Source organism: Maribacter spongiicola (genome assembly GCF_004364165.1).
Taxonomy (GTDB): Bacteria; Bacteroidota; Bacteroidia; order Flavobacteriales; family Flavobacteriaceae; genus Maribacter; species Maribacter spongiicola.
The window spans coordinates 118,271-131,087 of record NZ_SOAY01000013.1; the positions used below are offsets into that span (position 1 = coordinate 118,271).

Sequence of the window (12,817 nt, forward strand, 5' to 3'; positions counted from 1 at the left end):
TTAGTCAACAATTTTAGCCTTTTGCTTCGCAGTTTCATTACGTTCAATAGAATGACCAGGTCTAGACCATTTTGGTTTTTCACCTAAAGAATGAATTTGCGAATCTTCTGCTTCTACCGTTTTAGGTTGTGATACCTTTGTAAACGGCTTTTGCGGATTTAAACCTAACATTTTAAACATCGCCATATCCTCATTTACATCAGGATTCGGAGTCGTCAATAACTTATCACCTGCAAAAATAGAATTTGCACCTGCAAAGAAACACATTGCCTGCCCTTCTCTACTCATTTCAGTTCTACCTGCAGATAAACGAACCTGAGTCTCTGGCATTACAATTCTAGTAGTAGCTACCATACGAATCATATCCCAAATAGAAACTGGCTCAATATCTTCCATTGGTGTACCTTCTACGGCAACTAATGCATTAATCGGTACTGATTCTGGTTGCGGATTCAATGATGTCAAAGCAACTAACATACCTGCTCTGTCTTCTAACGCTTCACCCATACCAATAATACCACCGCTACAAACGGTTACATTACTTTTACGAACATTTTCGATAGTATCTAAACGATCCTCGAAAGCACGTGTAGAAATAACATCTTTATAGTAATCTTCTGAAGTATCTAAATTGTGATTGTATGCATACAAGCCTGCTTCTGCCAAACGTTTTGCCTGATTCTCGGTGATCATACCCAACGTACAACAAACCTCCATGTCAAGCTTGTTAATGGTACGTACCATTTCTAAAACTTGATCAAACTCAGGGCCATCTTTTACATTTCGCCATGCAGCACCCATACATACACGAGAACTACCTGATGCTTTTGCTCTAAGCGCTTGAGCTTTAACCTGAGAAACAGCCATAAGATCGTTACCTTCAATGTCGGTATGGTAACGAGCAGCTTGCGGACAATACCCACAATCTTCTGGACAACCACCAGTTTTTATAGAAAGTAAGGTAGAAACTTGTACCGTATTAGGGTCATGATTTTTTCTATGCACAGTTGCAGCTTCATAAAGTAGCTCCATTAAAGGCATATTGTATATTTCTAAAATTTCTTCTTTTGACCAATTGTGTCTTGCTTCGCTCATATAATCTTAGGTTGTTACCAGGGTTCAAAAATAATGGAATTTAAATTGAAAAAATAATTGGTAGGTTTTAAAAAAATTACCAAGCCGCTACATCTGTTCTCTTTTAACTTCGTTTATTCGTTTTTACTTACTAAAATACTCACTGCATTACCGCCAAAACCAACTGCGTTTACCAGTACTTTTTTAATATTTCTACTATTTAGTTGTGCCTCAGTAAAGGGCACCGAGATCATTTGATTATGTTGTAACATCAGTACTGCCAACTCTAGATTTAGCATACCCGAGGTAGCGAACGTATGCCCTATTTTCCATTTATTGGTTGTTAGTTGAGGCATATCATCACCAAATACTTCTTTAATGGCATTATATTCTGATGAATCTCCTTTTATAGTGCCTGGCGCGTGCATCACAATAGCATCGACCTCAGCAGGATTCAAACTACCCAAAGCCATTTTTATAGATTTCTGAAAACATACGGCATTAGCCGAAATGGAAGTGTTATGTTTCAATATTTCTGTTGCATACCCTACTCCGTCTATTATTGCCAAGGCATTTTTTACCACTCCCGTTTCTAGACAAGCGACTGAAGCTGCTTCGCCTAAAATCATGGTATTGTATTCTTTTTTCAGATTTAATGCTTGGCAAGGGTAGTTTCGGCTACGTTCAGCTACCGTTGACATATCGACTACTGTACCAGTGTTAGTCTCGGGTGCTTTTGCGTAAATTTTTAATGCCTTCATTTGAGCAATAGTGAAATTGGTCAGCGAAGCTTCACTCGCACCTACCAAAAACTTAGTTGCCATTCCGCTATTTAACCACGCCACTCCGTTCAACACCGAATGCAAACCTGTTGAACAGGTGATGGAATGTGATATTTCTGGTCCGGTTGCTCCTAAATCATGAGAAACCCATGATGAAATATTACCTAATGTGGTTGTTGGTGAGCTTAATGTTGATGAAATACCTGTTTCTAAATACTCTGAATGATATTGCTCAAATAACTTGGTTGCCCCACGAGACGAGCCCATATTAATTCCGAATTCAGTTGTGTTTTCCCAACAAGATTGCTTCACTGCCATTCTTGAAGCTACCATCGCAAAAAGTACACTATCATCTAATTTTTTGTATTTACTATCAGACGCTCTAAGTTCATCTACTTTTAATCGTGCAGATAGTGATAATGGCGCTACCCAAGATTTACCTTCATTCTCTTCAACTAGTGAAAAATAATGTTCGTTGTTCTGATAAGCCGCCCAAGTTTCTTCTAATGTGCTACCTAAAGGTGACATCGAAGCTATGGCTGTTATGGATATTTTTTCTTTCAAATTCTAATCTAAAATGTATCTAAAGCCTCACTGATGGCGTCGTAAATTTTCTGGAGTTGGGCATCTGTAATTACGTAGGGCGGTAATGTATAAATGGTATTACCTAAAGGCCGCAATAAAACCCCTCTTTCCAAAAAGAAGCTATAAAGTTGATCACGTAAATTACCATAACGTTCCATTTTTATTTCAAGGTCTATAGCAAGAATAGCACCCATTACCCTTACCTCTTTTACTTTTTTGTGATTCTGAATTTTATTGGCGTATGACTTATGTTCATTTTCAATATAGCTTCTTCTTTCTATAATTTCCGGAGAATTCAAAAGTTCTATTCCCGCCAATGCAGCTGCACACCCTAAAGGATGCGCGCTAAACGTATGCGCATGAAAGAAACCTTTATGCACCTCCTCACTAAGAAAACGATCATAAATTTTTTGCGAACAACTGGTAATACTCAACGGAAACATACCTGCCGTTAACGCCTTACTCAAACATATAACATCGGGCTTGTTCGATAAATTATCTGATGCAAAATTCTTACCTGTTTTACCAAAACCGGTCATTATTTCATCGGCAATACATAATACCTCATGTTCTTGACAAAGAACAATCAAAGCATCTAACCCTTCGGCTGAATGAAATTTCATACCTGCCGCACCTTGCACTAATGGTTCAAAAACAAATGCTGCGCAGCTATTATCTTTCAAAATTGCAGCCAGCTTACTTTTTACTTCTTCTATATTATCTTTTTGCGGAGTAGGTATTCGAACCACTTTTAAAAGAAAATCTTCAAACGGACCGTTGTACGACGATAGACCAGATGCACTCATTGCCCCAAATGTATCGCCATGAAAACCATCTTCAAAAGCAATTAGGGTATCTCTTTTTTCTCCGTTATTATGAAAATACTGAAGTGACATTTTTATACCTGCCTCAATAGCAGTAGAACCGTTATCGTTGAAAAATAATTTTGCTTGATTATCGGGCAAAATGGCCATTAATTTTTCAGACAATTCTATTGCTGGTTCGTGAGTTAAGCCACTGAACATTACAAAATCTAACTTTTGCATTTGCTCGGTCATTGTAGAAATAATATGGTGATTTGAATGTCCGTACATTACGGTATACCAAGACGCAATACCGTCTATATATTCATTTCCTTCCTCATCAAACAATAAAGCACCCTTTGCTTTAGTTATAGGTAATTGCGGTTTACCCAACTTATGTTGTGTTAAAGGATGCCATAAATATTTTTTATCTCGACTAGATAGATTTTCCTTTTTCATAGAATTTATAATTCTTCATTTTATCTATCTTGCAAAGATCGGGAAATAAACCGCAATAAAGAGATGCCCTTAACAAGAAACAAAAAAGCGTTTTTAAATTTTTCCGAATTGAAGAATACAGCTGTATTTTTCCTGTTCTTTTTAATCACTTTTTTTATTCGTTTTCCTTTTTTCTTTAGAGACTACATAGATCGCGATGAAAGTACCTTTATTCTTTTAGGTCAATCTTGGGCCAATGGTTTTTTACCTTATACCCAGTTATGGGATCTAAAACCGCCTTTAACTTTTGCTTTTTTCGCTGGCATTATATCAATATTTGGCAAAAGCTTTATAGCTATTCGGCTCGCCGGTGTCTTTTTAGTAGTCATTACTGCATTTTACACCTATAAGATTGCATTTAAGATGATACCTAAAAAGGCTTCTATTCTTGTTGGGGCATTTTGCATTGTTCTATTAAGTCTTTTTGGTAGTCTACAAGGTGTTATGTCCGAACATATATGTATTGCCTTATTTGTGCCTGCCATTTACATTCTGCAAACTAAAAAATCTCTTGGTTACATTTTCTTTGCCGGACTTTTAATGGGCGCTACGGTTATGGTAAAATTGAATATGGCTTTCCCTATTTTGTTTATTGGTCTATTCTTGGTTTACGAAGCTTTATTAACAGAGAAGAAAATTTCTTTCTTGTCTATTCTGTTATTTGGCATCGGAGTTACAACTGTAATTTTTGCGACTATTATACCCTATTACTTAAGCAACCAAACTCATATTTGGTGGGAATCTGTAGTACTAGCACCACTAGAATATACAGAGGCTAGAAGATATACTATTTTTAAGCTGGCACCCATATTTGTAATTACGGGACTCTTCTTTTTATATGCCTTTAAAAGTAAAAGCCTTGATTTTAAGAATAGAACAGTTCAATTTTTAATAATTGCAATTTTAGGTGTACTATTTTCATTTGTGAAAGGTGGAAGAATCAATGGGCACTACCTTATACAATTACACCCTATGCTACTTATTCTTGTAGGGATAGTTATGTATAATTTAATACTAAAATACAAGCCGAAATTACCAATTTATGCCGCGTTTATTGCGTTATTAATTCCTGCAGAAAGTTACCTGGAATATGTAAATGTTATACAAAACAAATTTGAAAAAGGTACTTTCTTTAATGGGGAAGGTTTTGCGGCTCCACAGTATATTTTAGAGCATAATTTAGATACGAAGAACATCCTATTTTTTGAATATCATATAGGATACTGGAATTTAGACACCTTACCACCTACTACAGCTTCTACACACCCAAGTAATATTTGCAGAGATGAGCTATTTCCTTTTTTTGCTAATCCCAGAAAAAATTCTATCGAGGAACTTACCTATATTATGGAAGAATTACAACCAAAAACTGTTGTAATACGAAAAGGTCGGCGAATTTTAGATAAAAAAGAAATTGAGGAAAATGAGTATATAGATGCCTATTTAGCGCAACATTATAAAGTGTATGCTACGGTTGATAATGCTGAAATTTTACAACGACTATAATGTTCTTAAAATACCCTCAAACTTATTGGCATACTTTTTAATCACCTCTTTGGTAAATTCTTTTTCTTCATCAATTCTCCCTATTAAGGATACTCCTGTTTTATGAAGAATAATATTCTCTGTATGAGGATTCGCCTCTCCACTAAATAATACAGAAACTTCATAACCTTTGTGCAACAACCAATTTATGGTCAATAACGAATGGTTGATACTTCCCAAATAATTTCTAGATACCACCACAACTTTATAATCGGGCATGATGATGTCGAACATGGTATCTTCCTCATTTAAAGGAACCAAAATACCACCAGATCCTTCAATAATTAAATTGTTGTCTGTTTCTGGTTCATTAATATGAAATCTATCAATTTCAATACCTTCAATTTCAGCTGCTGCATGCGGACTCATGGCTGCTTTTAAATTATAGCTGCTTGGGTGGAATTTAGATTTCTCATTAGATATCAATCTCTTTACTTTATCTGTATCAGTGTTATCCAAATCACCTGCTTGTACAGGTTTCCAATAATCTGCTTGTAATGCTTCGGTAAAAATTGCCGATGCAATAGTTTTACCCACCTCTGTTGAAATTCCTGTTACAAATATCTTATGCATGTATTCTTACTTTGAGTTAGTAATCATTCCACAATTTAGGCACTTATATTTTCTTTTTTCAAAAAATGGAAAAAGTTTATAAAATACTCCCTTGCTGTTATAATATGGTTCAGATTTTTGAGCTTTACAATTAGGGCAAACAACAGGTTCCCCATCATTATCAACAGCATAGGCTCTTATCTCATCGTAAATAGCGATTGCCCGTTCTTTATCTTTCGAATACACTTGTAATTTGACTCCCCCGATCGCATTGCTTATCAACGGATCTGAATTTAAAGTATTTTCATCCCTAAGAAAAACTGGTATCCCTTCAGACTCTAATTTACCTTTTACAATCTGTACATCGGCAACGTATTCAAAAGAGGCTAGCTGATAAAATTTATCTTCCATATATTGAACTCATCTTGACTTTTTGTTTGGAACCGAGAATTATGGTTTTCGTGCCGTAATGAAGTCATTTTTTATTTACATAGCCATAGCTACGGAACTCAAAAATAACAAAATTAGGGTGCAAAATGTATAATCCGTAGGTAAAAGAAAAAGTCAAGATGAGTTCATTATATAAAACTAGACAACAATTTTACCAATAGACCTATTTCCTCTTTAGAATTAAAACTATGCAAGCAAATTCTAAGTCTTTCTTGACCTTCTGGCACCGTTGGCGATAAAATTGCTTTGACATTAAAGCCTTTGTCCGTTAATTTTTTAGATACTTGCCTTGCTTTCTTTGAACTTGGTATAATACAACCTTGTATTGCGGTAGAACTTGGTATAAAATGATGGTCTATTTTAAAGGCTACCAGCTGCTTTTTAAAGAATTCTATATGATCTTTTAATAGTTCTCTAGGTTCTTTCCCCAATTCACTTAAATACTTATGTGCTGTAATAATTGTTGCCAAGGTATGTGGCGTTAATGCTGTGGTATATATTAATGGTTTGGCAAAATTTACCAAATAATCTTTTAAATTCTCAGAACCAAGTATAGCTGCGCCATGGCAACCAAAGCTTTTGCCGAATGTTACTGTTCTCGCGAAAACATCTCTCTCTAGACCTAATTCTGGGACCAATCCTTCTCCGTTCTTTCCTAAAACCCCAACCGCATGGGCTTCATCTACTATTAAACGATACGTATTGGCTGTAGTAAATTCTGCAAATGCTTTTAAGTCTGGCGTATCACCATCCATAGAAAAAACACTTTCAGTAACTACATATACGGCATAATCTTCATGCTCATTTCTAGCAGTATTTAGTTTTACCTTTTCTTGGAGGCTTGCCAAATCGTTATGCGAAAAACTATATGCTTTCGCATTGCTCATGCGTATACCCTCGCGTATGCTTGAATGTATAAACTCATCGTAAAAAATTAAATCGCCACGTTGGGGTACGGCACTGAACAACCCCATATTGGCATCGTAACCAGAATTAAACACCAAGGCTGCTTCTGCTTTGTAGAACCCGGTCAATAGCGGTTCTAATCGCTTATATAATTTATGGTTGCCCGACAATAACCTAGACCCGCCAGACCCATTTGATGCTACGTTCTCTGTTAATAAAAGCTGAAACGTCTTAGAAAATAAAGTTTCATTGGTAGCAAAACCTAAATAGTCATTAGAAAGAAAATCAATTAAGCCTTCGGCAGACTCTAGCGAACGAAAGGTTTCTTCCTTTTTACGTTCTGCCAAGATATTCTGTAATTTTATGGGTAGTTGGATCATGGCGCAAAAATAGCTTTTCTATGAAATGATTGTAATGTAATTAACGAATTCCTGTAATATTTCTAAGCTATTTATCTGCATTGTTAAAAATAGATCAAACTTATTCTAAATCTACTGATAAAATCATTTTATAAATCTGACTAATAGTCACTTACAAATTCAAAAAAACTATATATCTATGAAAAAAACTATAAAATTATAGGTGAAAGATAAACTAATATCATATTTTTGCGTCTTTTTTTAAAGAAATTTCCTACTTTGACGTTAAAGTATTAGATTAAGTATATGTCTTTTGATAAGGATTAAATGAACGGGAGTAATATATTAGATACGAACAGATTAGAAACATTGATGTCTTATGACATTATGGATACGCACCCAGAGGTTATCTATGATGAAATAACATCTCTTGCAGCCTCTATTTGCAATACCCCAACAAGCCTAATCTCTTTGGTAGATGATAAAAGGCAATTTTTTAAATCTCACCATGGTTTAGATACTACTGGAACACCTATAAGAGATTCGTTCTGTAAACATATCATAAGCGAAGACATTGATGTATTAATTGTAGAAGACACTCATAAAGACGATCGATTTAGCAACAACAGTCTTGTTATTGGTGACCCTAATGTTGGTTTTTATGCAGGCGCATCGTTAACAGCTGAAAATGGTTCTCGTCTCGGTACTTTATGTGTTATTGACTACGCACCAAGAAAACTTAACGAGCTTCAAATTAAAAGCCTTAGAACACTTGCCAAACAAGTTGTTCATTTACTTGATCTTCGTAAATCTAAAAAGAAAGAAGAAGAACAGCAGTTAGATTTAGAAAGAAAAGGCAAGCTTTTGGATAATGTTGTTACCGCAACAGGAATAGGAATTTGGGAACGCAATCTTATTGATAACGTACTTACATTAAACGAACAAGCCCAAGATATTTATGGTCTAGAAAATTCATCTTTATCAGATTTTAAAACCGATACCTGGTTTAGTCTAATTCATAAAGATGATTTAGAAGAGGTAAAAATTAAAATGGCTGAATGTTTAAGCTACCCATCTAATGGGTGTAGTGTTCAATATAGAATGCTTCAAAAAGATGGCACTTATAAATGGATACAAGACAAGGGGAAGGTACTACATTGGAGTGACGATAAGAAACCACAATTAATGTACGGTACCGTACAAGATATTACTGAAAAAAAGAATTTTACCTATGAGCTTCAAAGGGTTAAAAATAACCAAGAAGCGATGATCAATAGTACCAAGGATTTAATGTGGTGCATAGACTTAGAATTTAAACTAATTACCGCAAATACCGCATTTCATCAACTAGTTGAAAAAATTCAAGGCAAACCTTTTAATGAAGGTGATTTAGTTTTCTCTAAACATGTGGCCAAGCAGGTAACAAAAAAATGGAAAGCGTACTATAATAGAGCTCTTACTAGTGGCGCCTTTTCTGTGAAACAAAAAATTCAAGATCCTGAAAAATTTTGGACGACCTATGGCCTTACATCATTTAATCTTCTTTATAATAAGGAAGGTGAAAAAATTGGCATTACCTGCTTCTCTAAAGATATTACTTCAGAGGTATTATCTCAACAAGTACTTATAAGTGCTAAAGAAGAACTGCAAAAAATAATGGACACTTCTCTAGACATTATTTGTACTATGGATGAAGAAGGCTATTTTTTAAGCGTAAATAGAGCGTGTAAACAAATTTGGGGTTATGATCCTAAAGATATTATTGGTACCCAATATCTTGATTTGGTTTATGATGAAGATATTAAATTGACCGAAGATTCTGCCGAATCGGTTTTATCTGGCAAAAAAGTCGTCAATTTTGAAAATAGATATAAACATAAAAACGGAGCGATAGTACCTATGCTTTGGTCTTCTACGTGGGATAAAAAAGATCGCATTTACTATTGTATTGCTAAAGATAATACTGAAAAGAAAAAATCTGAGCTCCAATTAGAAAACAGTGAACGCCGTTTTAAAACACTGGTTCAAGAAAGTAGCGATATCATTTCTATTCTTGATCTTGAGGCGAATTTCACCTATGTAAGCCCTAGTTCAAAAAAAGTACTTGGTGGTGATCCTGAATATTATATGGGCACCAATGCCTTTGATTATATTCACCCCGATGATCTACAAAGAGTTCAAGACAAATTTTATTCTATAAAAAACCATGCGTCTATATCAATAGAACCATTTAGGTTTAAAGATATGAATGGTGAATGGAAATGGTTTGAGAATATCATCACCGATCAGATTAACGAACCATCTATAAACGGGCTCGTAGTTACCACGAGAGATATTACAGAAAAGAGAAAAGCTGAAGAGAAATTAGAAAATAGCGAACGTCGATACAAAACATTGGTACAAGAAGGCAGTGATATGATCTGCATAGTTGATGAAAAGGCAGTTTTCTCATATGCTAGTCCAACTTCAACTAAAGTTTTAAATATTACACCTGAAGAATTTGTAGGTACAAGTGCTTTCAAACATGTTCACCCAGAAGATTTTGACGCTGTTTACAATGAGTTTATTAAAGTTTTAGATACTCCACAAATCGCTATAAAACCATTCAGGTTTAAGCATGGTGATGGGCATTGGGTTTGGCTAGAAACTATAGTAACTAATAAATTAAATGAAGCTACAATTAAGGGTATTGTCGTAAATTCGAAAGATGTCACTACTAAAGTTCAGCACTTAAAAGCAATAGAAGAACAGAATGCTCAGCTTAAAAAAATTGCATGGACTCAGTCTCACATCGTAAGGGCTCCTGTTGCCAGGTTAATGGGTTTAGTAGATCTTTTAAGAGATGACAAGGAGAAATTACAACCGGAAGAAAGAGAACAAGTTCTTAATTATATAATTATTTCTGCAGATGAAATTGACCATGTCATTAAAGACATTGTGGAAAATACCATTAATGCGATTGAAATAGAAGATATTAAATGAATTACCAAATATTATTAATTGAAGATGATCCCATATTCACTTTTTTATTAGAAAAAGGAATTAAACATGCCCAGTTAAAAGGGGAAACTATTAATTTTTCTAATGGAAAACCTGCTATAGAATATTTAGAAAAAGAGTATTCAGATACAAGTAATTATATCATCTTTTTAGATCTAAACATGCCCGTAATGAATGGTTGGGAATTTATGGATCAATTAGAAACATTTGCAAAAACCGATAACTGTATGGTTTTTATCTTAACTTCTTCTGCCTATCGCAATGACATAGAGCGCTTAAAGAAAAAATCTTTAGTTATAGATTTCGTTACAAAACCAATTACCGAATATATATTAAGCGGTATTAAAGAAACTATTGAAGATAGATTCGAAAAAAATCAAACTATATAATTCACAGTACATTTTATAAAATTTAACTGCATATAACATGAATTAGCTTCTGTATCTTAGCTAAAAATCATCATATGCGCTACCTTATTACAGTATTACTTTTTTGTTTTCAATCAGTACAATTAGTTGCACAAACCAACAACTACACCATCTCTTTCGAAAATGCCGTTCATCACGAGGCTACTATTTCAGCTACATTTCCGCAAGTGCCTGAAGATACGCTATCACTTAGAATGAGCAGAACTTCGCCAGGTAGATATGCTTTACATGAATTTGCAAAAAACGTATATAACTTTAAGGCAATAGACAGTAAAGGAAATGCCCTTCAAATTACCCGAACCAACCCATGCGAATGGAAAGTATCGGGACATGATGGTACCGTTAAAATATCATATACCCTTTTTGCGAATAGAGGCGATGGTACCTATTCTCAAATAGATGAGTCTCATGCGCATTTAAATATTCCGGCAACATTTATGTATGCTCCTTCACTTAATGAAAGAAAAATTGAAGTAGATTTTAAAACTAGAGAAGATTTAAATTGGAAAGTCGCTACCCAATTACCACACGTAAAAGACAATACCTATAGCGCACCCAATCTGTATTATTTTATGGATAGCCCGACGGAATTAAGCAACCATAAAGTACGAGAATTTAAGGTAGACGGGCAAACCATAAAACTAGCATTACACGACCCTGGTACCGAAGTAGAAGCCGATACCTATTTTGAAAAAGTGAAGAAAGTTGTGCTTGCCGAAAAAAATGTTTTCGGAGAGTTACCAACCTTTGACTATGGCACTTATACCTTTTTAGCTTGCTATATGCCAAATGCCTCTGGTGATGGTATGGAGCACAGAAACTCAACCATTTTAACCAGTACGCGGACATTAGCCAACGGAGGAATGGATGGTAATATCGGTACCGTTTCTCATGAGTTTTTTCATAGTTGGAACGTGGAACGTATACGACCAAAATCTTTAGAACCTTTCAATTTTGAAGAAGCCAATATGAGCGGCGAGCTTTGGTTTGCAGAAGGTTTTACCAGTTACTACACGAACTTAATTTTATGCCGCGCAAGATTAATTACACCTGAAAATTATGTGGAAGGATTAACCGGAACTTTCAACTATGTTTGGAATTCACCTGCAAGACAATTTTTCAATCCCATAGAAATGAGTTACCAAGCTCCGTTCGTAGATGCATCAACCTCAGTAGATCCTGTAAATAGAGAAAATACCTTTATCTCTTACTATTCTTACGGTAGCGTTCTCGGTTTGGCTCTTGACCTTTCTTTAAGAGAGAAAGACTTGAATTTAGATGATTTCATGAAACTGGTTTGGAATACCTACGGAAAAACTGAAAAGCCATATACCATAGAAAATCTTAATAAGGCTTTAAACCTTTATGCTGGTAAGGAGTTTGGAGATCACTTCTTCAATAGTTTTATTTACAAAAGCGAAATGCCAAGCTATACCGAACTATTTAAAACCGTAGGTGTAAGTTTATCTCAAAACACAGAAGCGGCTTATTTTGGTGCCGCTGTATCTATAACAGACGATTTAAATGGTAAAATTAGAAGCAATACTAAAATTGGGAGTCCCGCTTACCTTTCTGGGCTAGATAAAGACGATATTATCACCACAATAAATGGCGATAACTTCCCAAACGGTATTCAGTTCAACAAGTTCATAGAAAATCAATTTAAGCCAAATGACAATCTTTCAATAAGCTTTTTAAGAGATGGATTGGAAAGGAAAACAGAAGTCGCCTTGACCGCTGACCCGAACTATTCTATTAGCTTGATTGAGAAAAATGAGGAAGCTCCTTCAAAAAAAATATTAAAAGCCCGTAAAGCTTGGTTAAAAGTTGACTAA

At 35.0% G+C, this 12,817-nt stretch carries 10 protein-coding genes; 4 read left to right on the top strand and 6 right to left on the bottom strand.

Annotated elements, in window-relative coordinates; genetic code table 11:
* The 3 genes from bioB to bioA all read right to left on the bottom strand — a co-directional run bounded on the left by bioB (position 1) and on the right by bioA (position 3,703).
* Entirely contained in the window at positions 1–1,095 is a 1,095-nt protein-coding gene (gene bioB / locus CLV90_RS15345; protein WP_133688397.1) for a biotin synthase BioB, read from the bottom strand.
* Positions 1,096–1,208: 113 nt separating this feature from the next.
* Positions 1,209–2,420 carry a beta-ketoacyl synthase N-terminal-like domain-containing protein gene (locus CLV90_RS15350; RefSeq protein ID WP_133688398.1) on the bottom strand — a complete coding sequence of 404 codons (1,212 nt, stop codon included), beginning with the start codon at positions 2,418–2,420 and terminating at the stop codon, positions 1,209–1,211.
* 8 nt (positions 2,421–2,428) lie between these two features.
* Positions 2,429–3,703, bottom strand: coding sequence for an adenosylmethionine--8-amino-7-oxononanoate transaminase (bioA, locus tag CLV90_RS15355; RefSeq protein WP_133688399.1), 1,275 nt, complete (start codon positions 3,701–3,703; stop codon positions 2,429–2,431).
* Between the two features lie 108 nt (positions 3,704–3,811).
* On the opposite strand from bioA, the gene CLV90_RS15360 reads away from it, so the two are divergent.
* On the top strand, positions 3,812–5,248 hold the full coding sequence (locus tag CLV90_RS15360; protein ID WP_243835486.1) for an ArnT family glycosyltransferase: 1,437 nt from the start codon (positions 3,812–3,814) through the stop codon (positions 5,246–5,248).
* Here the strand turns inward: CLV90_RS15360 and bioD are convergent.
* The 3 genes from bioD to CLV90_RS15375 form a co-directional block, all read right to left on the bottom strand.
* Positions 5,243–5,860, bottom strand: a complete 618-nt coding sequence (gene bioD, locus CLV90_RS15365; RefSeq protein WP_133688401.1) for a dethiobiotin synthase — start codon at positions 5,858–5,860, stop codon at positions 5,243–5,245. The genes CLV90_RS15360 and bioD overlap by 6 nt on opposite strands.
* Before the next feature lie 6 nt (positions 5,861–5,866).
* A complete protein-coding gene (locus tag CLV90_RS15370) occupies positions 5,867–6,250 on the bottom strand; it encodes a putative signal transducing protein (RefSeq protein WP_133688402.1) in 384 nt (127 codons plus the stop codon).
* 167 nt (positions 6,251–6,417) lie between these two features.
* Positions 6,418–7,575 (bottom strand): aminotransferase class I/II-fold pyridoxal phosphate-dependent enzyme, encoded by a 1,158-nt coding sequence (locus tag CLV90_RS15375; RefSeq protein ID WP_133688403.1) that lies wholly within the window; start codon positions 7,573–7,575, stop codon positions 6,418–6,420.
* A gap of 306 nt (positions 7,576–7,881) precedes the next feature.
* Between CLV90_RS15375 and CLV90_RS15380 the strand changes: the two genes are divergently transcribed.
* The 3 genes from CLV90_RS15380 (at position 7,882) to CLV90_RS15390 (ending at position 12,817) form a co-directional block, all read left to right on the top strand.
* The gene (locus CLV90_RS15380) at positions 7,882–10,536 is read left to right on the top strand and encodes a PAS domain S-box protein (protein WP_133688404.1); all 2,655 of its coding nucleotides are present in this window, start codon (positions 7,882–7,884) and stop codon (positions 10,534–10,536) included.
* The gene (locus CLV90_RS15385; protein WP_133688405.1) at positions 10,533–10,943 is read left to right on the top strand and encodes a response regulator; all 411 of its coding nucleotides are present in this window, start codon (positions 10,533–10,535) and stop codon (positions 10,941–10,943) included. Before CLV90_RS15380 ends, CLV90_RS15385 begins: the two co-directional genes overlap by 4 nt.
* Positions 10,944–11,017: 74 nt before the next feature.
* Positions 11,018–12,817, top strand: coding sequence for a M61 family metallopeptidase (locus tag CLV90_RS15390; protein ID WP_133688406.1), 1,800 nt, complete (start codon positions 11,018–11,020; stop codon positions 12,815–12,817).